The sequence below is a fragment of the Neptuniibacter sp. SY11_33 genome (genome assembly GCF_047778025.1).
GTDB lineage: Bacteria > Pseudomonadota > Gammaproteobacteria > Pseudomonadales > Balneatricaceae > Neptuniibacter.
In genome coordinates this window covers 989,778-1,011,788 of the sequence record NZ_CP180543.1, presented here as the reverse complement: position 1 = coordinate 1,011,788, position 22,011 = coordinate 989,778, and the positions used below count along the sequence as shown (strand labels likewise).

At 45.7% G+C, this 22,011-nt stretch carries 21 protein-coding genes; 14 read left to right on the top strand and 7 right to left on the bottom strand.

Annotation, left to right across the window (positions count from 1 at the left end; all coding sequences use genetic code 11):
- Positions 1–140 precede the first annotated feature (140 nt).
- From ACMXYV_RS04490 to ACMXYV_RS04480, 3 genes are all read left to right on the top strand, one after another.
- Complete coding sequence (locus ACMXYV_RS04490) at positions 141–617, top strand: NYN domain-containing protein (protein ID WP_415891422.1); 477 nt, start codon at positions 141–143, stop codon at positions 615–617.
- A gap of 247 nt (positions 618–864) precedes the next feature.
- On the top strand, positions 865–2,094 hold the full coding sequence (locus ACMXYV_RS04485) for an acetylornithine transaminase (protein ID WP_415890574.1): 1,230 nt from the start codon (positions 865–867) through the stop codon (positions 2,092–2,094).
- Positions 2,095–2,181: 87 nt separating this feature from the next.
- Positions 2,182–3,291 (top strand): sterol desaturase family protein, encoded by a 1,110-nt coding sequence (locus tag ACMXYV_RS04480; protein ID WP_415890573.1) that lies wholly within the window; start codon positions 2,182–2,184, stop codon positions 3,289–3,291.
- Positions 3,292–3,358: 67 nt separating this feature from the next.
- Here the strand turns inward: ACMXYV_RS04480 and leuA are convergent, their stop codons facing one another.
- On the bottom strand, positions 3,359–5,020 hold the full coding sequence (leuA, locus tag ACMXYV_RS04475) for a 2-isopropylmalate synthase (protein ID WP_415890572.1): 1,662 nt from the start codon (positions 5,018–5,020) through the stop codon (positions 3,359–3,361).
- 351 nt (positions 5,021–5,371) lie between these two features.
- Here leuA and ACMXYV_RS04470 point away from each other — a divergent pair, with 351 nt between their 5' ends.
- Complete coding sequence (locus tag ACMXYV_RS04470; protein WP_415883807.1) at positions 5,372–5,860, top strand: Lrp/AsnC family transcriptional regulator; 489 nt, start codon at positions 5,372–5,374, stop codon at positions 5,858–5,860.
- Positions 5,861–6,412: 552 nt separating this feature from the next.
- Here ACMXYV_RS04470 and ACMXYV_RS04465 read toward each other — a convergent pair.
- From ACMXYV_RS04465 to ACMXYV_RS04445, 5 genes are all read right to left on the bottom strand, one after another.
- Positions 6,413–6,784 (bottom strand): helix-turn-helix domain-containing protein, encoded by a 372-nt coding sequence (locus tag ACMXYV_RS04465; RefSeq protein ID WP_415890571.1) that lies wholly within the window; start codon positions 6,782–6,784, stop codon positions 6,413–6,415.
- Entirely contained in the window at positions 6,784–7,086 is a 303-nt protein-coding gene (locus ACMXYV_RS04460; protein ID WP_415890570.1) for a type II toxin-antitoxin system HigB family toxin, read from the bottom strand. Before ACMXYV_RS04460 ends, ACMXYV_RS04465 begins: the two co-directional genes overlap by 1 nt.
- A 261-nt stretch (positions 7,087–7,347) precedes the next feature.
- Positions 7,348–7,650, bottom strand: coding sequence for a DUF3817 domain-containing protein (locus ACMXYV_RS04455; RefSeq protein ID WP_415890569.1), 303 nt, complete (start codon positions 7,648–7,650; stop codon positions 7,348–7,350).
- A gap of 58 nt (positions 7,651–7,708) precedes the next feature.
- Positions 7,709–8,122: a group II truncated hemoglobin gene (locus ACMXYV_RS04450; RefSeq protein ID WP_415890568.1), complete on the bottom strand. Its 414-nt coding sequence runs from the start codon at positions 8,120–8,122 to the stop codon at positions 7,709–7,711.
- A gap of 248 nt (positions 8,123–8,370) precedes the next feature.
- Positions 8,371–9,318 (bottom strand): NAD-dependent epimerase/dehydratase family protein, encoded by a 948-nt coding sequence (locus ACMXYV_RS04445; protein ID WP_415890567.1) that lies wholly within the window; start codon positions 9,316–9,318, stop codon positions 8,371–8,373.
- A 305-nt stretch (positions 9,319–9,623) separates the two neighbouring features.
- Here ACMXYV_RS04445 and ACMXYV_RS04440 point away from each other — a divergent pair, with 305 nt between their 5' ends.
- The 9 genes from ACMXYV_RS04440 to ACMXYV_RS04400 all read left to right on the top strand — a co-directional run bounded on the left by ACMXYV_RS04440 (position 9,624) and on the right by ACMXYV_RS04400 (position 19,952).
- A complete protein-coding gene (locus ACMXYV_RS04440) occupies positions 9,624–10,673 on the top strand; it encodes a glycosyltransferase family 4 protein (RefSeq protein WP_415890566.1) in 1,050 nt (349 codons plus the stop codon).
- Complete coding sequence (locus ACMXYV_RS04435; protein ID WP_415890565.1) at positions 10,670–11,569, top strand: hypothetical protein; 900 nt, start codon at positions 10,670–10,672, stop codon at positions 11,567–11,569. Before ACMXYV_RS04440 ends, ACMXYV_RS04435 begins: the two co-directional genes overlap by 4 nt.
- Positions 11,487–11,978, top strand: coding sequence for a hypothetical protein (locus ACMXYV_RS04430; RefSeq protein ID WP_415890564.1), 492 nt, complete (start codon positions 11,487–11,489; stop codon positions 11,976–11,978). The genes ACMXYV_RS04435 and ACMXYV_RS04430 overlap by 83 nt, the downstream gene beginning before the upstream one ends.
- 185 nt (positions 11,979–12,163) lie before the next feature.
- Positions 12,164–13,132, top strand: a complete 969-nt coding sequence (locus tag ACMXYV_RS04425; RefSeq protein ID WP_415890563.1) for a DUF4114 domain-containing protein — start codon at positions 12,164–12,166, stop codon at positions 13,130–13,132.
- A gap of 204 nt (positions 13,133–13,336) precedes the next feature.
- Positions 13,337–14,785: a lipopolysaccharide biosynthesis protein gene (locus tag ACMXYV_RS04420; RefSeq protein ID WP_415890562.1), complete on the top strand. Its 1,449-nt coding sequence runs from the start codon at positions 13,337–13,339 to the stop codon at positions 14,783–14,785.
- A gap of 2 nt (positions 14,786–14,787) precedes the next feature.
- A complete protein-coding gene (locus ACMXYV_RS04415) occupies positions 14,788–16,152 on the top strand; it encodes an O-antigen ligase family protein (RefSeq protein ID WP_415890561.1) in 1,365 nt (454 codons plus the stop codon).
- 132 nt (positions 16,153–16,284) lie between these two features.
- Complete coding sequence (gene glmS / locus ACMXYV_RS04410; protein ID WP_415890560.1) at positions 16,285–18,090, top strand: glutamine--fructose-6-phosphate transaminase (isomerizing); 1,806 nt, start codon at positions 16,285–16,287, stop codon at positions 18,088–18,090.
- Complete coding sequence (locus ACMXYV_RS04405; RefSeq protein WP_415890559.1) at positions 18,087–18,818, top strand: acyltransferase; 732 nt, start codon at positions 18,087–18,089, stop codon at positions 18,816–18,818. Before glmS ends, ACMXYV_RS04405 begins: the two co-directional genes overlap by 4 nt.
- Positions 18,819–18,830: 12 nt before the next feature.
- A complete protein-coding gene (locus ACMXYV_RS04400; RefSeq protein WP_415890558.1) occupies positions 18,831–19,952 on the top strand; it encodes a glycosyltransferase in 1,122 nt (373 codons plus the stop codon).
- Positions 19,953–20,018: 66 nt separating this feature from the next.
- Here ACMXYV_RS04400 and ACMXYV_RS04395 read toward each other — a convergent pair whose 3' ends face one another.
- Complete coding sequence (locus ACMXYV_RS04395; protein WP_415890557.1) at positions 20,019–20,330, bottom strand: hypothetical protein; 312 nt, start codon at positions 20,328–20,330, stop codon at positions 20,019–20,021.
- Between the two features lie 343 nt (positions 20,331–20,673).
- Between ACMXYV_RS04395 and ACMXYV_RS04390 the strand changes: the two genes are divergently transcribed.
- Positions 20,674–21,807, top strand: a complete 1,134-nt coding sequence (locus ACMXYV_RS04390; RefSeq protein WP_415890556.1) for a beta-ketoacyl-ACP synthase III — start codon at positions 20,674–20,676, stop codon at positions 21,805–21,807.
- Positions 21,808–22,011: the final 204 nt, after the last annotated feature.

Below are 22,011 nucleotides of genomic sequence, written 5' to 3'. Positions count from 1 at the left end.
CCAGTAAAACCTTTTTTACTAACTCTTGCAACGATAGTGCAGACTCGGGCTTTTTTCCAGCTTTTCCGCGGCTTGCAGCAGCATATCTAAACACGAGTCTGATATAGTGCTCTTTCTTGAATCAGAACAAAGGCTCTATTGTGTCTCGCATTGCTATTTTTGTAGACGTACAGAACATCTATTACACCACCCGCCAGGCGTTCGGCTGCCCGTTTAACTACCGTAAATTCTGGCAAGAGATCAGCAAACAGGGAGAGATTGTTCACGCCTACGCTTATGCGATTGAACGCAAAGATGACGGCCAGAAGAAGTTTCAGGATGCCCTGCGTCATATTGGCTTTGATGTAAAACTAAAACCTTATATCCAACGTAAAGACGGCTCGGCCAAAGGCGATTGGGATGTAGGCATTACAATCGATGTGATGGATACCGCACCTGATGTGGATAAAGTGATTTTACTTTCAGGCGATGGCGACTTTGATCTCCTACTCGCACACATCAAAAAACGTTATGGCGTCACTACCGAGGTTTATGGTGTAGAAGCACTTACCGCTAAATCCTTGATCAATTCAGCGGATCAATATCACTCGATCCTGCCGAATCTATTGGTCTGCTAGAATCCATTCAAGCTAGTCCTCTTGACCACAACCTAAAGTGGCTGACATACTCAGCCACTATGAAAACCACACCTAGCACACAGACTCTTACGACAAATACGTTGCGACGCCGCGTATCGATTGCCTGTGCCTCTTTGGGTGTTGGATCTCGACGACGCAAATAACTAATAAGCGTTCCAAATTCCCAAAAAGCCGCAGGTAACCCCTGCGGCTTTTTTTTGCTCTAAATTCTCTCAAGGATCTAAAAATGACCCATTTAACTGGGGTAGCTCCCACACAATTAAGCGCTCAAGACTCGTCCGTTAACAACCCACTGACCGATAAAGACTTTGTAATGCCGATCGCACCAAGGCCAGAACTCTGCTTTACCCAGGGCAAAGGACATTACCTGTTTGATCAGAACGGCAAACAATATCTGGATATGGTGCAAGGTTGGGCGGTGAATACTCTCGGTCACAGTCCCGATCTCATCCAGCAAGCACTCATAGAACAATCACAACAACTGATTAATCCCGGCCCTGGCTTCTACAATAAACCAATGATCGAGCTGGCTAAGACCCTTTGTTCCAACTCAGATTTTGATCAGGTTTTCTTCGCCAATAGCGGCGCCGAAGCCAATGAAGGCGCTATTAAGCTAGCAAGAAAATGGGGGCAGATTCACAAACAAGGTGCTTTTAAGATCATCACCTTTGAACAGAGCTTTCATGGCAGAACCTTAGCGACTATGTCCGCTACCGGTAAAGCGACCTTTGCGCCATTGTTCGAACCTAAAGTGAGCGGTTTTAACAAAGCGCCCTACAACGATTTAGCCGCAACCGAAGCGGTAATCGATCAACATACAGTCGCAATCATGCTAGAGCTGGTTCAAGGTGAAGCAGGCGTAATCCCTGCTGATAGCGATTTTGTTAAAGGCTTAGAAGCCCTGTGCAAAAAGCACAACCTACTGCTGATCATCGATGAGGTACAAACCGGTATAGGTAGAACCGGCAATCTCTTCGCATACCAAGGTTTAGATATCCAACCGGACATCATGACCTTAGGTAAAGGTTTAGGCGGTGGTGTACCGATTTCAGCGCTGCTCACCAAAGCCGAGCACAGTTGTTTTGAATACGGCGATCAGGGCGGCACCTATAACGGCAACCCGCTCATGTGCTCCGTCTCGCAAGCGGTTGTGAATAAAGTACTGGAACAAGGCTTTCTCGCAAATGTTGAACAGATGGGCCAGCTACTCAGCCAAAAACTCACAGAGCTTTCTCAGCAATACTCACTAGGCTCAGTGAGAGGTAAAGGCCTTCTGATCGCATTAGATACCGCTGAGCTATCGGCATCTGAGCTTGTGGATAAGGCTAGAAAGCTTGGCCTACTGCTGAACGCCCCGAATGCACGCACCCTCAGGTTTATGCCCGCGTTGAATCTAACTAAAAAGGAGATTAATGAGTGCTGCGCTGTTTTGGCTAAAACAATAGAGTCCCTCTAAATGCTTATGTTGCAGGGCAAGATGTGAATAACGCTTGCCTTGTATATAATCGCAGCACTTTAAATTGGACCACCGTAAGGACAACGGATGTTACTCAAACGCTTAGAAGGCGGCGAACTACGTTTTGGCGAAGGCCGCATCAGTGGCTATATCGCCGTTACGCTTGCCCTACTCTCACTACTCGGCGTCTGCGCCTTTCACTTCCCTGAGTATTTAACAACACCCGAGCTACGCGCCGCTTATGACGCGAACGTTCTACGCACAGTGATGTTTGTATCGCTAATCATCTCAGGTAGTTTAGGCCTGCTTAACTTTGTGCGTAATACCAATAAACGCGCAGGGCTTCTGGCGTGGGTCTTGATTGTGATTGCGATCGCGCTGGGCGGTCATCGAGTAGAAGTGGGTGATATCCCAACCGATACACCTTACATAGGTTTGGACTGGTTTATTCTCGATCTACTAGGCTCCACCCTGATCTTTATCTTTATCGAGAAGATCATCCCCCATCGCAAACAGGCGATTCTACGCCCCGAATGGCAAACCGATCTACACCACTTTTTTGTAAACCACCTAATCGTCGGCTTTGTGTTACTGGTCGCGAATCAGTTTGTATCCGGTGCATTTGGTTGGGCAGTAGAGCGCGGATCACAAGAACTGATCCAAGGTATCAACTGGTATGTGCAACTGTTCTTAGTGCTGTTGGTCGCCGATCTGGTTCAATATGCACTGCATCGTGTTTACCACGAAGTACCTTTCTTCTGGCGCTTCCACGCAATCCACCACAGTGCCAAAACTATGGATTGGCTGGCTGGCTCTCGTCAACATATCGGTGAACTGATTGCGACCCGCTGCTTCGTGTTAGCACCGATCTTTGTACTGGGTTTTGATAAAAGCGTATTGGATGCCTACATCATTATTGTTGGCTTCCAAGCGGTACTGAATCACACCAATGCCCAAATCAACGTGGGTTGGCTAAAGTACATTATCGTGACACCGCAGTTCCACCACTGGCACCACTCTTCAGATAAAGCAGCGATTGATCGAAACTACGCAGCACACTTTGCCTTTATCGATTATCTATTCGGGACAGCGGTAAAAGGTCAAAAAGAGTGGCCGCAGGATTACGGTGTGGTTGGGGACTATGTGCCTGAGGGCTGGGTAAAGCAGCAAGTATTCCCGCTTCTTCGTAAAAAATAGTTTAGTAAGAAATGATCGTTATTTTGCAGCTACAGATCAGATCTGTAGCTGCATATTCTTTTCGAGTTTAAGCCGCACTTACCGCGTTCTGCTCAGCAATTCGGCTAAAGGCGATTAGCGCTGCTTGCAGTGCTGCAGCAGATGTATCTTCCTTGGTTGCAACACCTTGCGCACTGACACCATTCACTGTCATAGCTATTGCTGCTTGCGCTTGCGCTGCTGTGCCAGTCGCGATGGCATGTTCATCAAACTGAGTGATCTCTATGGAGCAAGCATACTGTTTCTCTAGGGCATCACTTAGCGCTTCTAGAGCACCGGTACCTTGACCGTTAAATACAGTGTTACCAACGCTGAATTTAGCTTCAACTTGTTGGTTGTCAGTGTGCAGATCGTAACGATCAAGCTGCCATTGCTCTGGTACAGCAACAAAGTGCTGTTGATAAAGTTGGTGGATCACTTCAGGAGAGATCTCGATACCCTTTTGCTCAGCAGCAGACTGCACCACTTTACTTAGTGGGATATGCATCCATTTTGGTAGCTGGATACCGTAATCACGCTCCAATACCAAGGCCACACCGCCCTTACCGCTTTGGCTGTTAATACGCACAACCGCTTCATATTCACGGTTAATATCGCGTGGATCGATTGGCAAGTAAGCCACATCCCAATGTAGTTGATTATGCTCTTGGTGGTAGTTAACAGACTTACGAATCGCGTCCTGATGACTACCTGAGAAAGCGGTATAAACCAACTCACCTGCCCATGGATGACGGGCAGAAACAGGTAGTTCGTTACAATACTCAACCACCTCAATAATCTCTTTGATATCCGAGAAATCCAATTCTGGATCAACACCCTGTGAGTAAAGGTTCATACCCATGGTGATGATATCCATATTACCGGTACGCTCACCGTTACCCATCAAGGTACCTTCGACACGATCGGCACCCGCCATAACACCCAACTCTGCGGCCGCAACACCGCAGCCACGGTCATTGTGGGTATGTAAGCTGATACGTACTTGATCACGCTGTTTTAAGTGACGGCAGAAATACTCAACCTGATCGGCAAAAACATTCGGTGTGGACATCTCAACTGTTGCAGGTAGATTGATCACAACCGCCTGCCCTGTTTCTGGTTTCCATTCAGCGATGACAGCATCACAGACTTCAACCGCATAATCCATCTCTGTACCGGTAAAGCTTTCTGGTGAGTACTGAAACTCCCACTCTGTCGCAGGGTATTTAGCCGCATAATCACGCACCCACTGCGCACCTTGTACCGCAATACCTTTGATCTCGTCTTTACTCATGTTGAACACTTGCTGGCGCTGTACAACCGAAGTGGAGTTATACACATGAACATTGGCGCGACGCACGCCTTCAAGGGATTCAAAGGTACGCTCAATCAAACCTTCGCGTGCTTGGGTAAGCACCTGAATCGTTACATCTTCTGGGATTCGGTTTTCTTCAATTAACTTACGCACAAAATCAAAGTCAGGCTGAGATGCTGATGGGAAGCCGACTTCAATCTCTTTAAACCCCATTTTTACCAACAAGGTAAACATACGGGTTTTCTGCTCTACATTCATTGGATTGATCAGCGCTTGGTTACCATCGCGCAGATCTACGCTACACCAATCCGGTGCTTTATTGATCTCTTGATCTGGCCAGGTGCGATCGGTCAAACGGACAGTTTCAAAACGACGATATTTACGATGATCAAACATAGTGCGAATCCATTATTTTTATTCGAGCAGATAGCCTAAACGGCAAAACCCGCTGTCAGGCGCCTTTGGGGAAGCAATGACAGCGGGAAGTTTTTCAGTAGACACTTGTGGTATCAGTTTTTGAGTTAAAGATTCGATAAACCTTCGTAGGCTGGCAGCGCTCACTCATGATGATTACCCCCTCACATACTGATTGATATGTAATTTGTTACCCCTCAACCGATGAAGAGAAGTTTATAGAGGTACATGCGCAATTACCGATCTAAAAACAACTTTATTTCGTCATTTGCGCAACAAAACAAAAGGAAATAAACTTAACAGACATATTTTATTGCGCACAAACAAAAAACCATGAAATCTACTGTCAATTTAGACCGCTTCGACTTAAAAATATTGCGAGAATTACAGGAAAACGGCGACCTATCTAATCAGGAGCTAGCCGAGCGCGTTGGCCTTACCGCAGCCCCCTGCTCTCGCCGGGTAAAACAACTGGAAGAATCCGGCGTTATTCGCGATCGCGTAGTCCGTCTAAATGAACGCGCAATCGATCTAAACCTCATCGCCATCCTGCATATCAGCATGGATAAACATATCCCCGAACGATTTGAAGAGTTTGAACGCACGATTCAGTCTTTACCGGAAGTCATGGAGTGCTACCTGATCACAGGCCACGACGCTGACTACCAGTTAAAAGTGGCGGTTGCAGATATGGACTGTTACCACGATATATTGCTCGGCAAGATCACGCGGATTAAAGGTGTAACGGGAGTTAAGTCGGCGTTTATCATGCGTAAGGTTGTGGATAGTACGGCGATGCCTTTGGGGTATGTTGGGGGATAGGACGGCTTCGCCTAGAGGACGCCACGAAGTGGCTAGAGGTAAACAAAGGAGTTAGTGACTAGCTGCTAGAAATAGTTTGGATTAAAGGGATCTACCCCCTTTAATACCAAGACCGTATCAAGTTAAAGCTTCTACCAAATACCCCTTCCTTAAAAGGATCGTAAGAAAAAATATGATCAACAAGGCATAATGACAAAAGATCAAAAGGCGAACTCTATTGAGTTTTTTTAATAACTCATAAGTGATATCTATTGTTTTAAACTTTCCTGAATAAATATAAATCAGAAGTTTGATGCTAATAGAATTAGATCCTATCAAAGTTGAATTCTGATCTAAGAAGACCTTATCACGTTCATTATTTCTTTCTGCGGCAACATGTATATCTTTAATAAGCTTTGGATAGAGAACAAGAATAAGGATACAACCTATAAAAGACACCATACTTATCAAATCAAGCACTATATATTACCTGCATACCCGTATTAAAACTAAAGTCCATCTAGCAACCATCTCAAAGATTAAAGGAATCTAAGTCCTTTAATCCAATAAAATCTAGCCCTGTTTGAGTTCGTAGTCCTGCACCAAGCTCTCGGTTGGGATATTTAAGCCTTTATGTAGCTTTCTGATCATAGGCAGGGTTAGTTTGCGTTTGTAATTCAACACTTCCGATACCCGCCCTGATCTGCCTAAGTAAGGAATAAGGTCTTTATCTTGTAGACCGTATTGTTCCATACGGAAACGGATGGCTTCGATGGGGTTTGGCGCTGAAATTGGATGGTGCTTAGTTTCGTAATGCTCAACTAGCGTTGTTAAGACATCAAGTTCATCACCTTCAAGTGTGTTCAATTCCGCATCCATAAGCTCGGCGATGCGCGTTAGAGTAGCTTCATAATCAGCTTCAGTTTTGATTGGCTTGATGTTCATTACACTGCCTCCGCATCGATCTCAACGTACTGTTTATAGGTTCCAACGAACTTTATAAACACAATTCGATATGGGTAATTTATCGATACAATCAGCCGATAGTCATTACCTTTGATATTAAAAACAACTCGGCTATTTTTCAGAATACTCGCATTTCTGAACTGTACTTTGACTTCTTGTGGCGTGTTCCAGTCGGATTTGAGCACCTCTTCGTGCCATGCTTCCAACTGCCCTTTAGCATCCAGATACTTAGGGTCGGATTCCCAGAATTCCCTAAGCGTTTTCTTAGAAATTATTCGCATTGAGTGAAACTCCCTTTCACGCACCTCCCATTATGGGAGGCTTTAGCTATCCTGTCAATTTCTACACTTTTTGAACCAAACTAATACGAGTAAGCAGGGTGTAATAGCGGAGCGTATTACACAAATCTGGAACCCTCACGGTGCAATACGCTTCGCTATTGCACCCTCAGATATTCCAACCTGTTGAGCTTAAGTAAAACTGGCACTACTCGGTGGTCATTGCTTTATCTTTCTTCTGCCAAAGTCGATGGTAGCTCCTCGCTATGCCGCCGTTGTTTCCTTTTCTTGCCGTTTGCTCTGCTCTAATTTCCGCAGGTAGATTTCAGCTGGGATAAAAGCGAATGGAATTACCGATGCTAGCATCAGGCCTAGCTGTTGCTTTGAGGTCCAGCTTTCTTTGTGTGAGATATTCAGCACCTGAATTACGTAGATCATAAACAGGATGCCATGGGTCATCCCGAGTGTGGATACATAATCTCGGCTGATAAACCCAAGTGTGACACTTAAGATGGCGATGTAAGAGAGGCCTTCAAGCAGGCTGACGATGCGAAGTAGTTTGATCATTAAATAAGCTCAAAAAGTGGTAAAAATTCTTTTTAAAGAAAGCGTTGCTGTGGAAAGTCTATCTGCGGCAGGCTTGGGTAATTCTTTCTGCGGGAACACGTAACTGCTCAATCAGATAAACCTTAAACGGCTCTTCGTAAGGCTGTTGTGCAACCGCTTTTTGCATGCAGAAAATCCACGCTTCGCTCTCCTCTGGGCCAATGGGAAAATGGCTGTGGGCATGGGGAATACGAATAGAACCGTAATTTTCAGAAAAGAGCTTAGGACCACCTAACCAGCCAGATAGGAAGTAGGCAAGTTTCTGTCGTGATTCGGTAAGGTCGTCTGGATGCATTTTACGAATGGTCTGCGCCTCTGGCAGTTCATCCATAAACTGATAAAAGTCATCGACCAACTGAGTTAGGCCAGCTATCTCACCTGCCATCTTGTAGGAATTGTCGTTTACACCGTATTCACAGCTGGGAGTATCCATCAGTAATCACTCAGGCTCTTGTCTAAAATAATGCTTTCTTAAATTGCGCGTTATTTTACCAATTTATCCCATCCAATACCTGTCGGTTAATTGTGGAAGTTAGTAGTAATTTTCGATGAATCGCTCCTAAAATCAGTCCTCTCATACTTCCCAAACTAAAAAAGGTAAGCCCCACTTTAAATCTGATCTCTGCGCAGTATTTAAAGTAAGACTTACCAAGCTCACGGGAGAAATTCGGTTCTGTTGTGTTAGCCAGTTTCTTTTAACGAGTTCTCTTTCATCGCTTCAACGGTAAAGGCCATACCAGTGCCTAAGCCAACATCCGCACGTAGCCCTAGTCTTGCTGATGCTCGGCTTGGGTCACCTAGCGAGGTAGCTATATCGCCGGTTCTGGCAGGTTTATGTTCGATATTCACCTCTACTCCCGCCACCATCGATAAGGTTCGCGCTAATTGCAAAATTGAGGTGGATTGTCCGGTGCAGACATTAAACACTGATGCTTCGCCTTTGGTGTTTTCCATAGCAGCGATCAGATGTTTCACCACATCGGCTACATAGATAAAGTCGCGGGTTTGTTTACCATCCCCGAAGATCGAAATCGGTAGGTTGTTAAGAATGCGGTCGATAAAGATGGAGATAACCCCAGAGTAAGGTGAAGAGGGATTTTGACGGGGGCCGTAAACATTGAAAAAACGCATCCCCACGGTGGATACCTTATGGTTGAGCCAAGCAACTCGGGCATGGTGTTCACTGCCTAGCTTGTCAGCACCGTAAGCACTGATAGGCCGAGGAGCCGAGGTTTCATCTAAAGGGATAGTCGCGTTGTCGCCATAGATCGCGGCTGATGATGCATAAACTACAGGGATAGAGTCTTTACTGCCGCTATATCGTGCAGCTTCGAATACATTCACACTACCCTGTTGATTAACTTTGTGTGTGCCTACCCAGTCGGAATTAGATTGTTCTACCGATGCGATTGCCGCTAAATGGAAGCAGCCATCCATCTCTGACATCGCACCTTTAACAATGGCTAAGTCGGCCACATCACCCAATACAAGCTCTACCTGATCGGGTAAATAGTCCACCACACCGGTTGATAAGTTATCCAATACTCTCACTTGATGGCCTTGCGCTAACAAGGCATCAACCAAATGCGAACCAATAAACCCACAGCCTCCAGTGACCAGATATTTCATAGTATTTCTCCTTACTATTGAAACCAATTTGCTTGATGTATTGGTTACAGCAAGAAGCCAGCCAAAATATTTATCCCTAATTTTCAATAAGTTAACAAACCACCAAAAACTACAACCGCATTTTGTTTCTCAAAATGCGAAACATCTCTGCAAATTGCGTTAATTTATCTGATTTGAAAGCCCCTCTCGCCAGTTCAGATTGACTAAATGAGCTAAGCAGCTGTTTTTACTAGAGAAGCTTGTGAATGGCCTAGGCCTTGCTGATATCTAGGTGAACAATCTCAGCGATATAGGAGGAAGGGATTATGTCTATTCACGACTGGCTTATTTATCAACTGGTTGATAGTCGCCATCAAGGCGGGATCGAGAGCCATATTCTTAACCTTACTCGCTGGCTAAACCAAAACGGTTACCGTAGCGAAGTTATCTTTATGCGAGACTTCGGCGCGCACCCTCTAAAAGATAAGTTAACTAAAGAGGGACTGCCATTTCGCTGTTTAAGTAGCTACAAAGAGCTGTATAAGCTACTCACCCACTCTCCCTGTCTTTTAAATACTCATGGCTATAAAGCTGGAATTGTTGGACGTATCTTCGGAAAATTAACGGCTACCCCAGTGATATCTACTTTTCACTCTGGGGATCTGGGTACAGGGAAATTAAGGTTTTACAGCTGGTTAGATAACTGTACATCGATATTAGCTGACCGTGTTATTAGCGTCAGTCCTGAAATCTCTTCCCGACTACCGATTACCTCGCAACAGATCGCTAACTTTGTAGCCCCCGCCAAGCTGCAAACGGAACGCGGTAAGGCTGTCGCTTTTGTCGGCCGACTCTCCGACGAAAAAGGGCCCGAAGCTTTTGCTCGGATTACAGAAAAATTACCTGAAGAACTCCCCTGCTATGTTTATGGCGATGGTCCTCTCAAAACTGATTTAGAACGCGAGAACCCCCACCTCAACTTCTTTGGTCAGGTCGAGATGGATCAGCATTGGGACGATGTAGGTCTGCTCTGTATTTCGAGTAAAAGCGAGGGCCTACCTTTAGTAGCATTGGAGGCAATGAGCCAAGGTATCCCCGTGGCTAGTTATCGACTAGGCGCGATTCCTGATCTGATCGAAGATCATAAATCCGGTTGGCTAGTGCAGCCAGGTGATGAAAACGCGCTCGGCAAAGTGATTGCAAACTGGTGGATCCAATCGGGTACAGAGAAAGCAGCTATGTCGATCGCAGCTCACCACAGAATCTGTAAGTACTACAGCGATAGCACTGTAATCCCTTCAATTTTAGAGATCTACGCACAAGCGGCACACCACAAAGGCTTCTTAAACCTTAAGTTCGACAGGAGGTCATTATGAGAAGTTTAGCTACCAAAGCATCTGCTGAATCACTGTTCTTCCCATTACTAACTTACTTAGCGGTGATAAATGCGCTGCTGCCAGAAGTGATTAGAACCCTGCTCAGTGAGCCGTTTAATGCTGCAGTATTTAGCGGTTTAGGGCATAGTTTTGTCGTTTGGGTCGTACTTTTTATCAGTGTCAGACTGACCTTTGAGGTACGTTTTAACAAGGTAAAAACGACACCGATCTATATCTATGCAGGCATTCTGTTATGCGGCTTACTACTGATACCTAGCGCCCTATTAAGTTGGTTGATCGCCGCAGCATCCGCCTGGCTATGGTTACGCCACCCGATGCAGGAGAAACACAGAATTGCAGCCACGATCCTTTTTGCAATGGCAATTAGGGAGCCCTGCTGTCAGCTCAGTCTGACCTTATTTGCTAACCAGATTCTGACCTTCGATGCCTGGTTCAGTAGTCTGTTTTTACCCATTTTTCAGATAGAAGCCGCCGTTGCAGGCAACACGATTGTTCAGGCTAACGGCTATAGCTTGCTTGTCCTTACAGGCTGCTCAGCATTTACCAATATGTCTCTAGCGCTGCTGCTGTGGTTGACCCTGAGTTTGTTAAAACATGGCGAACTTGAGCGAAGAGATATTAAACACGCCGTAATTTTGGCTGTAGTAGTACTCACCATTAACGGGCTCCGTCTATCCGTCATGACGATCGATCACGACTGGTACAGCTTTTTACATGATGGATTTGGCGCAACCGCCATCGAAATATTCACCTTTATTGTGACTTTAATCTGCGTTCGTAGGAGAGATAACTATGAAAATGGCCATTCTACTTCCACTGGTTCTGATTTTATCCACCAGCTTATCGCTCGGTTTAAAAACATTAAAAACCATTAATCTCGGCACTCTTGAGGCACAAGCCGGAGCTGTTTCGCTAGATATCCCTTCGCTTAGGTATTTAGGAACAATCGAAGCGGCCAACCAAGGCCCTTATAAAGTCAGCGGTTTTCAGGATCAGCAATGTGATGGTTCTATTGCTCTGCTGCCTCTTTTTAGGAATGCCGAAGGCAGCCATATTCTGAAGCGCCTGATTAGGGCTGAAGATAATCGTTTTGGCGTTATTTTCCGGGGAAAGATCTACCCTGAGTTTCCGCAATTGGATTACACCATCGACCGTATCAGAACTGGCGTTTCCAAGTTTATTTATTCCACCAAATCTACAGCGACTGCCCAACCTGCAGTTTTAGCTTTTATCGAAATTGGTGGTTGTCATATTGCAGAAAAGGTAGCGCGCATCAATGTTTGATGCCGCTTTCATAATGCGAAAATTTATCAATTTGAGAGTCATTTTAAAAACGACCAACGACACAGAAACTTTCATAACAAACAAAATCAATAAGTTACAGGCTACAACTATGTGGAACGACTCTTGCTGCAACCTAAATAGCTCTGTCAGAAATACCTCAAATGCATGCAGGTATAGGAGGAGATATGAAACATCAAATACGAAGTATGGTGTTCACAGGAGTGATGATTTCTATCGCGCAGAATGCCTTGGCCGCTGAGGATGAAACGGATTCCTTAGTAAATATACAACTAGAAGAGGGACTATTAAGCGAAGTTCAAACCGCGTTGCCCGAAAGTGTCGACGTCAACCAAGAGTTTTTAAATAGCTCTTACAATCCAAATATTACCCTTCAAGAAGATGCCCATATGGCTATCACCTTCCTTGATGAAGGCGCGGGCTATAGGAATTCATTAGGCTATTTCACTTTCACCGATGATGCTTTCGATAACATATCATTTGGCGATATAGATTTAGATAACTCCGGTCATATCGGTATTTCTGAATTACAAGGCCTGTCTGGCATCCAAACAGGGATGATCTTTAACAACGTATCAGAACAAGGAGGCGGCGGTAATTTACTTGCAGGTGATACAGTCACTATAGGTGGCGCCGACATCACCAATATAAACGGCACTGACTTTGATATGGAAGGCGGTACTGTGTTTGAAGCAGGAACCAACGTCGGTTTTTTCCTACTGCAAAACGCCTGGGATGGCAGTCAGGTTAAGGGCTGGGATTACACTAGTTCCGATCCACTCGCTATGTACACTATCGATTTCTTGAACCCAGAGAATGATAGTTTTGCAACCTTAGATAACGCGGATGAATACTCTCGTCACGTTGCCATGATGAGCAGTATTTCTGCAGAGGGTGAAATGATCTTAGGCTTTGAGGATCTTGTCAGACCTTATGGCGATAACGACTTTAACGATGCAGTTTTTAGTATTAGAACAGACCCCGTAACCGCTTTGTATGCAGACGTTCCATCTACTGAAACCGTTATCAGTATGCAGGCAGCACCTGCGCCTTCTCTCGGCGGCGGTAGTGCAGGTTTGTTAACGGCGTTACTCTGCTTTTTCACTCTTAGACGTAAACCAACTAAATCAGCCTAGGCTAAATACTTCACCCCTAGCGACAACGGCCTATGGGCCGTTTTCGCATTTTGCGAATCAAAATTTAAATATCAGCTTTTCTTTAACCTCCACATCCCCTCCTACTAACCAAGAACCATACTAAGCAACTGAATTTAAAGACTTTATCAAACATGGCCTGTAATTCGCTCCTTTCTTGGGTATCTGAATGAAAGGAGGCTGACCATGTTAAAACGTATAGCTAATTTACCCACCGCGGTTCAGCACAGTCTGATCTACGCTTCGGCCATTGCCCTCTCAAAAGGCTTGGCTTTGATCATGGTACCTGTCTCCACCCATTTTTTAACCCCAGAAGATTATGGTCGCCTCGACATACTCCAAACCTTGGCTGATCTATTAAGTATCGTGATTGGTATGGGGTTAGCTGAAACCTTGTTTCGCTTTGCTGGCAGTGCCGACAACGAAATCGAAAAACGTCAAGCCAGTGCCAATATTTTTGGTATGGCGATCTGCCTTGGCACCTTGGCACTGATCTTAGGCCAGCTATTCGCAGGACCTATCAGTCGCTTACTTCCAGGGGATATTGCCGAACTGGATACGCGTCTGATTCTTGCCAGCTTATCTATGGTCGGTACCATTTTGATCCCACTGGCATGGCTGCGTATGTCTGGTATGGCTTGGTCGTATCTAATAGGAACGGCGGGGCGAGTGGCATTGCAGGTGGCAATTGCTGTACCGCTACTGTTTATGGGTTTCGGCGTAACGGGCGTGCTTTGCGCAACGCTCGCCTCTGCCATTTTGTTGTGTAGCTGGTTAATCTGGAAGCAGCTAAACGATACCGGGATTAGCTTTGAATTCTCCCGTTTTAAAACCTATTCCATTTACGGTGGTCCGCTGATCTTTGTTGGCATATCCGGTTTTGTATTAGGTAGCTTCGACCGCTGGATCTTGGCTGATGCTGTAGGTACCGCCGAGATGGCACAGTATGCTCTTGCTGCTAAATTCGGCCTGATTACAGCCGTGCTAATTCAACCATTTGACCTATGGTGGCATGCCCGTCGCTTTAGTTGCCTTAAAGAAGACGATGGCAAAACTCGCTGCGCCAAAATCGGTAGTTTGGGTGCAGTCATCGCCATTAGCGCAGCACTGTTCATCGCAGCTGCAGGCCCAACGATGGTTCGTTTATTAACGCCTGCAACCTATCACGATTCAATCGCTTTTATCCCTTGGCTAGCTGCCTTAGCAGCTGTGCATAACATGACGTCAACACTCGCCTTTGGCGCGATGAGCGAAAATACCACCGTTCGCCCGGCAATGATTGATGGTGCTGCAGCGATCGTCGCTTTGATTGCTTATTTAACCTTGATTCCTATCTTCCACGCATGGGGGGCGATTGCTGCCACATGTCTAGCGCTAGGTAGTCGCTTGGCAGCCACTTACTGGGTCAGTCAGCGATCATTACAGCTTCCATATCAATTGCGCCGTCTGTTATTCACAGGTGCCGTAGGTGTCCTTTGCATCAGCCTAATCTCATCAGCACCTTTAAGCTGGTTAGTGTTGCTGCAAAACTGCGCCATCATTGTTGGTTTTATCGCTACAGCTACAGCAGTGGGACTGATTCCAATCCCGAAAAAAGTTCTAAATATGACGGCTCAACTTCTGAATAGGTCATAGCGATGAATCTTCGAATAGAGGGCAATGGCTCACAAATTTTGGTGGCACTCACCTGTATAGGTTTGCTTGCTGCGGCTTGGTATCTCGTACCTCACCCCGCAGTGAGCGCCATTGCACTGTTACCACTGATGGTTTTGATCGGTTTACGCCTGCCCTTCCTACTCTGCTTAGCTTTTATCGCCTTCTCTTTCTTTAGACTGCACGAGGTTTTCCCCCAGCTATACCCACTGAAAATCCCGCAGTTACTTGCTATCGCAACTTTAGGATCTCTATTTATCAATCTAATCACCAAGCGTATCCAAGTATTCTGGTGTCGCGAGCAATCACTGTTTATCTGTTTTTTCTTCTTGGTCGTTATCGGCGCTGTCTTAGCGACTAATCGAGATGCAGCGCTTAATTCCCTAACGGGAACTTATGTAAAAATTGCGCTAATGTTGATTGCGATTAGCTGGCTGCTAAGAGAGGAATCACAGTTTAATGTGCTGATTATCAGCATGATGTTTTGTGGTATTGCGGTAGGCGCAGTAGCACTGTTTAACAAACAGATGGGACTTGAGTTAGTAGAAGGCACCCGTGTCACTATTGGTCGTAGTATCGGCTCTATGCTGGGTGACCCTAACGACCTTTCTCTTGTACTTTTATTTCCAGCTAGTTTTGCCCTAGCCAGCTTTATGACACCAGGCTTTGGCAAAACCATCAAACTACTCAGTTTGTGCGCATTTCTGACGGTATTTTGTGCCATTATCGCCACTCAAAGTCGAGGCGGTATGTTAGGAATTTGTGCTGTCGGTGCGGTATTCGCTTGGCATAGAGTGCAAAATAAAATACTGCTGATCGGTGCAGGTGTATGTGCATTAAGTATTTTATTTGTAATTGCCGGTGTAAGTGACCGTGCCTCCGGCGGTGCCCACGAAGAGGGGATTGATGAATCGGCGATGGGTCGAATCTACGCCTGGCAAGCCGCAATGGGCATGGCGATTCATCACCCACTTACTGGCGTCGGTCTAAATAACTTTATATCTAATTACTTTGAATACAGTCCTCACTGGGATGGTAAAAACCATGCTGTACACAGTACTTGGTTTGGGGTGATGGCTGAGACCGGCATCCTTGGCTTTATTCTGTTTATCGCCATCATCACCAGCATTGCCAAAATAAGCCTGACTACCGTTCAGCATTTTCGCCCGAAAGATAATCTACCCTACTCGCCGGTTCTGTACGCCTGTGCCCAATCGGTTCAGGCTGGACTGGCTGGTTTCTGTATTTCGGGCACCTTCCTAACTATGGGATTTACTTGGCCTATCTATATTCTTTTGTCTGTAGCGATTGCCCTGTCTCAATATCAAAAGCGCCAATTAACAAAGTGAATCGCATATTGCGAAAAGCATTTTCAACAGCCCACCATAAACCATCTAAGCCATTGAATTAATTACATTATAAATCTGGCACAAGTTCTGCAAAACCTAGATATAACTTTAAAAATCTGCAGGAGATTAGGCATGTGCGGAATAGTAGGCTCGATTAATCACAACGACATTGTCCCTGAGTTATTACAAGGATTAAGCAACATCGAATATCGCGGATATGATTCAGCGGGTATCTCAATCCTTGCACCTAATGGCATCACCACCGTTAAACGTGAAGGGAAATTACAGCACCTCAAGAACCAACTCGATCAGATGCATCTTTCTAGTTATGCAGGGATTGGTCACACCCGTTGGGCAACTCATGGCAAACCTAATGAGTTAAATGCACATCCCCACTCCAATAGTGATGTTGCCGTAGTTCACAATGGCATTATTGAGAATTACATCGACTTAAAACAATGGCTGCAAAGTGAAGGCTTTGTCTTTCAAAGCCAGACCGATACTGAAGTCATACCTCATCTCATCAGTCTGTTCTTACATCAGGGCTATGAGCCTGAAAAAGCCCTCAACCGTGCTCTATCCCATCTTCAAGGCGCTTTTGCTCTAGGTGTGCTTTTTAAAGGTGACGAAGAACATGTTTACGCGGCTCGCCGCGGCAGCCCTTTGGTCATAGGTAAAAGTGAACAAGGAATGAGCCTTGGCTCTGACTCACTAGCGCTTAGTGGCGCACCTAGCCATATTTTATATCTAGAAGAAGGGGATCAAGCTTGCTTAGATCGCGACGGTTTTAACCTAGTTGACGCCTCTGGTCGCACTATAAAACGTGAGATGCAGTTATTCGAGGCAGAGGATCACACTCAGGGCAAACAAAACCACCGTCATTACATGCATAAAGAGATCCACCAGCAGACCGATAGTGTCCGAGATACCTTCTATCACACACAAAGAGTACTACCTGAAGCGCCGATAGATTTTAGTCAAGTCGACAGACTCAACATCATCGCCTGCGGCACCTCCTTTTATGCCGCAATGGTTGCGAAATACTGGTTTGAAAAAATTGCCAAATTACCTGTTGATGTCGAAGTTGCATCCGAATTTCGCTATCGCTCCCCCCTCTTGAGCAAACAGGGCATCTCTCTATTTATCTCTCAATCCGGCGAGACAGCAGATACCCTCGCGGCACTGCGCTATGCCAAAGAGCAAGGGCAAAAGACCATTGGTATTGTGAATGTTGCTGAAAGTACTATCGCCCGCGAAACGGACTTCAGTATGCAGACCCAAGCAGGCCCCGAAGTCGGCGTAGCTTCAACCAAAGCGTTTACCGCGCAATTGACGGTGTTAGCTACCTTAGCCGTTCGCGCCGCATACTGTCGCAAAATGATTGATCTGAGCGAAGCATCAAACTTGAGCATAGAGCTATCGACTATGCCATCACAGGTCGATCTGGTTTTACAGCAAGAATCCCTATTCGAGTCGATAGGCGCATCGATGCAAGATTGCCAAGACGCTTACTTTATCGGTCGAGGTTCTAACTTCCCTATCGCTTTAGAAGGTGCGCTTAAACTCAAAGAGATCAGTTATATCCATGCCGAAGGCTTTAGTGCAGGTGAACTCAAACACGGCCCAATAGCCCTAATCGAAGAAGGCACACCTGTGTTTGTTATCGCGCCTAACGACGAGCTTCTGGATAAAACCAGAGCCAATATGGAAGAGGTCATGAGCCGTGGCGGGCGCTGTATTTTCTTAGGTGATTCCGAAAGCATACTTTCGCTACAAGACCTAGAAGTGGAGTCCGTAACCCTACCTAATGCTCACTCGATCGTGACGCCTATTTTGTTCACCATCGCTTTGCAACTCATCGCTTATCACGCTGCGTTGGCGAAAGGCACCGACGTGGATCAACCTCGTAACCTAGCTAAATCGGTGACAGTAGAATGAACACACTACAAGGGCTTAAACAGTGGGTTAAAGCAGGTAATCATCCACTGGCTCGTACTTTAAAAGCCTGTCATTACACATTGCACAATTTCGAAATCCCGGCGGTAAATCTGGTGTTTAAACCGATTCGCCTAGGGCACACCTTGTGCACTGGATTTATCAGCGGTCTTGCACGGGTCTTTTATTGGACACCGATGTTTAAGACTCGCTTAAGCCACGCAGGTCGCCAATTGTATCTCTACGGAGGCATGCCGCTTGTCCAAGGTAGCCTTGAGATCAGTATGGGTGATCGCTGTCGTATCTCCGGCCAGACCACCTTCTCCGGTCGTTGGAGTGGTAAAGAAACACCACAATTAATTATCGGCAACAACGTAGGTATCGCATGGCAAACCACCATCGCTGTCGGTACCAAAGTTGTTCTGGAAGATAACGTCCGTATCGCAGGTCGGGGGTTTCTAGCGGGTTACCCTGGTCATCCTGTAGATCCAGAAGCTCGTGCCAAAGGATTACCGGATACGGAAGATCAGATTGGCGACATCATCCTACGCAAAAATGTTTGGTTAGGCTCCGGAGTAACCGTAATGAAAGGGGTCACGATTGGTGAAGGTACCATTGTGGCTGCTGGAAGTGTGGTGACTCAAGACTTGCCTCCTTTTGTGATCGCAGCTGGCGTACCCGCAAAAGTGATCAAACCGCTATCTCAACCTAAACCATGCAAAGTGGCTTAAAGGAGAGATCACATGAATATCGATCTATTAGTTTTTGGTGAGGACTGGGGTGGACACCCCAGCAGCACCCAGCATTTGATGAAGCACCTTTTAGCCGATAACGAAGTGTTATGGGTAAACTCCTTAGGCTTAAGAAAACCTAGGCTGAATCTGCGCGATATGAGTCGCATCTGGGATAAGCTCAAGGCTTTACTGCAAGCGCCTACGCCTAAGTTATCTGGCGCACACCCAAGCTTGGTAAATCCTATGGCACTGCCGTTCCCGGGTAGCTCTCTTGCGAGAACAGTGAATAAAGAGTTACTCACCAACAAACTTCGCCCTTACCTGAAGGATCAAAGCGAAGCACCAATTTTGTGGACTTCACTACCCTCCGCAGTAGATGTTGTGGGCAAAATGGGCGAGCGCGCGGCCATCTATTATTGTGGTGATGATTTTTCTGCCCTAGATGGTGTGGACCATGCACCAGTTGCTGCAATGGAAGAGGAGCTCGTTGAAAAATGTCAGCTAATTATTGCCGCAAGCCCTAAGCTGGCCGAGAAATTCCCAGCAGGAAAAACTTTGGTATTACCCCATGGTGTCGATTGCGAGATGTTCGGCCAACCAGCAGAACGTGCACCTGACCTACCTGATGGTCCGGTCGCTGGGTTCTACGGTGCGCTAGCAGGCTGGTTTGACCAAGAGCTTTACATTGAAGTCGCTAGACGACTTCCCCACTGGACCTTCGTGTTGATCGGCCCTGCACACACCGATATCAGTAAGCTGCTAAAACAACCCAACATCGTATGGTTAGGCCCTAAACCTCATCATGAACTCCCTAGTTATAGTCAGCATTGGGATGTAGGTTTATTGCCCTTCCTTCGTAATGAACAAATCGAAGCCTGCAATCCGCTGAAATTAAGGGAATATCTTGCAGCTGGCTCTCCAGTGGTAAGTACTGATTTCCCTGCGCTAGACGGTTATCGAGATCTCGTAAAAGTAAGTAATGCGGCAGATGGTTTTGCCGCTGCAATAGAAGAGATAGGTAACACCGAAAAGCACAGAGAACTGATGAAAGAGATCCGCCGCAATCGTGTAAACCGCGAAAGCTGGACTCAACGTGCTGAGGACTTAAAAGAGATGCTGAATGATCTTTAATAAAGCACCATTAATCAGGGGAATAGATCATCGCATCTAATTCCCCTGAAAAAGAGAATCGTCAGATTAGACGATTCTAAGAATCTCCCAATATTGTGAACCGGAGACAATATAAGGCTCTAGTTCCTTACTCCACGTCTTGTGAGCTTCTATATCCCCTAATTTTTGCCAAGATTCATCGAGTTCGGTTAATCCCGAGATCACCACTTCAGAAATTACAACAGACTCTTTGGCACCTACAGACCCTGTGACAATTCTTACTTTGCCAGAGGTCCATCCTATTTGACTGCCAATCTCTTCAAACCACCGAGACAGTGAATCAATCACTGTTTGTTTGTGTCCAAACCGCGCATCTATATGCCATCTTGCAAGCATCATACTCCTTCCCTCCTTTAGAAAAGGCTCCATAGAACGGCGAGTTAAATTTTTTTGATATTTAACTATCCGACGGACGATCAACAAACCTTCCTAATACACACAAACAATAGTGGCTGATAGGATTTTCAGCGAGAAAGGGACAGCAATCTCTTCGGAATTATTTTCATAGTGAGAAGCGACTGATAGGCAGTGGCCATTTTGAAGTTCAACTTTAATAACTGAAGGAATTTGCCAGTAAAAAATAACGCTTATGTTAATGGCATAAGCTATGTTTAACGGGACAATCTAACGTTGGCTTTTATAACCATTACAGCCCTATAACCTGCCCTGCCGAGACAATTTTATGAATTCGATCCCTTCCTCAGTCGTCATCAGCGGTTTCGGTCTTTGGACCCCTGAATACAGTATCAGCAACGAAGAATTAGTAGAGGCCTATAACCAATACGCCGATAACTATAACCAACAAAATGCCGAAGAGATCGCTGCTGGTAAGTACGAAGCTAAGCCTCTATCAAATGCCGAATTTATCGAAAAAGCTTCAGGTATTAAAAGTCGATTTGTCTACCGTAAAGAGGGCGCACTCGATCCAGAAAGAATGCGCCCTTACATTGAGCCACGAGGCAATGATCAGCTTTCACATCAAGCAGAAATGGCCGAAGCAGCCGCTAAAAAAGCGCTCGCAAAAGCGAATAAAAACGCGGCTGATATTGATGCAGTAATTGTCGCTTGCTCCTATACCGAAAGAGCTTACCCAGCGATTTCAATCGAGGTGCAACAAGCATTGGGCGTCCAGGGCTTTGCCTTTGATATGTTGGTTGCATGCTCTTCTGCTACATTTGCCCTGCAACGAGGCTATGAAATGTTAACCGCTGGGACTGCAAAAGCGGTTTTGATCATCAATCCAGAATTAACATCACCTCAGAATAACTGGCGTGATAGAGACAGCCATTTCATTTTTGGTGATATCGCTGTCGCTACGGTAATGGAGAACGCCGATAGCTGCACTTCAGAAGAGAGTTACGATGTACTAAGTACCAAATCCGTGACGCTTTTCTCCAACAATATTCGTTCTAATTTTGGTTACCTTGCCTACACCAATGATAGCGATCCCTTTGGGCAGGATAAGTTCTTTATTCAACAGGGAAGAAAGGTGTTTAAAGAGGTCTGCCCTATGGCCGTAGAACACCTCTCGACCCAGTTAGCGTCTCTGGGGATCGAAAACCAGCAAGTCACTCGCTGGTGGCTGCATCAGGCCAATATCAATATGAATCAACTGATCGGTAAAAAGTTATTAGGCAGAGAAGCCTCGCAAGAGGAAGCGCCGATCATCTTAGATCAATATGCTAATACAGCCTCTGCCGGCTCACTTATCGCATTCAACCTATACCAATCCGATCTTAAGAAGGGTGATTTAGGCGTTATCTGTTCCTTTGGCGCAGGCTATTCCATAGGTAGCTTAGTGATTAGAAAGCGTTAATTTCTCAAAAAAACATGCCTCTGGAAGATTTCTCAAGCTTATTCTCATTTTGAGAATCAGCTTGAGAAAAACCTCAAAAAGCCTAGTTCACCCCGCCTCAACCACTCTCTACTCAGGCAACAGAAGTCCAGTATTCATGGGGCTTGCAGATCAATTTTTTTAGGTTGGCCTGAAAGCTGCAATTTCTTGAGCAATAACAAAATT

Coding starts and splice junctions, on each gene's coding strand:
- ACMXYV_RS04420 (WP_415890562.1), top strand. CDS start 13,337: ATGTTAAAACGTATAGCTAATTTACCCACCGCGGTTCAGCACAGTCTG.
- glmS (WP_415890560.1), top strand. CDS start 16,285: ATGTGCGGAATAGTAGGCTCGATTAATCACAACGACATTGTCCCTGAG.
- ACMXYV_RS04390 (WP_415890556.1), top strand. CDS start 20,674: ATGAATTCGATCCCTTCCTCAGTCGTCATCAGCGGTTTCGGTCTTTGG.
- ACMXYV_RS04455 (WP_415890569.1), bottom strand. CDS start 7,650: ATGATCAAACTACTTCGCATCGTCAGCCTGCTTGAAGGCCTCTCTTAC.
- ACMXYV_RS04440 (WP_415890566.1), top strand. CDS start 9,624: ATGTCTATTCACGACTGGCTTATTTATCAACTGGTTGATAGTCGCCAT.
- leuA (WP_415890572.1), bottom strand. CDS start 5,020: ATGTTTGATCATCGTAAATATCGTCGTTTTGAAACTGTCCGTTTGACC.
- ACMXYV_RS04405 (WP_415890559.1), top strand. CDS start 18,087: ATGAACACACTACAAGGGCTTAAACAGTGGGTTAAAGCAGGTAATCAT.
- ACMXYV_RS04470 (WP_415883807.1), top strand. CDS start 5,372: ATGAAATCTACTGTCAATTTAGACCGCTTCGACTTAAAAATATTGCGA.
- ACMXYV_RS04395 (WP_415890557.1), bottom strand. CDS start 20,330: ATGATGCTTGCAAGATGGCATATAGATGCGCGGTTTGGACACAAACAA.
- ACMXYV_RS04430 (WP_415890564.1), top strand. CDS start 11,487: ATGAAAATGGCCATTCTACTTCCACTGGTTCTGATTTTATCCACCAGC.
- ACMXYV_RS04415 (WP_415890561.1), top strand. CDS start 14,788: ATGAATCTTCGAATAGAGGGCAATGGCTCACAAATTTTGGTGGCACTC.
- ACMXYV_RS04400 (WP_415890558.1), top strand. CDS start 18,831: ATGAATATCGATCTATTAGTTTTTGGTGAGGACTGGGGTGGACACCCC.
- ACMXYV_RS04450 (WP_415890568.1), bottom strand. CDS start 8,122: ATGGATACTCCCAGCTGTGAATACGGTGTAAACGACAATTCCTACAAG.
- ACMXYV_RS04460 (WP_415890570.1), bottom strand. CDS start 7,086: ATGCGAATAATTTCTAAGAAAACGCTTAGGGAATTCTGGGAATCCGAC.
- ACMXYV_RS04480 (WP_415890573.1), top strand. CDS start 2,182: ATGTTACTCAAACGCTTAGAAGGCGGCGAACTACGTTTTGGCGAAGGC.
- ACMXYV_RS04485 (WP_415890574.1), top strand. CDS start 865: ATGACCCATTTAACTGGGGTAGCTCCCACACAATTAAGCGCTCAAGAC.
- ACMXYV_RS04435 (WP_415890565.1), top strand. CDS start 10,670: ATGAGAAGTTTAGCTACCAAAGCATCTGCTGAATCACTGTTCTTCCCA.
- ACMXYV_RS04445 (WP_415890567.1), bottom strand. CDS start 9,318: ATGAAATATCTGGTCACTGGAGGCTGTGGGTTTATTGGTTCGCATTTG.
- ACMXYV_RS04465 (WP_415890571.1), bottom strand. CDS start 6,784: ATGAACATCAAGCCAATCAAAACTGAAGCTGATTATGAAGCTACTCTA.
- ACMXYV_RS04425 (WP_415890563.1), top strand. CDS start 12,164: ATGAAACATCAAATACGAAGTATGGTGTTCACAGGAGTGATGATTTCT.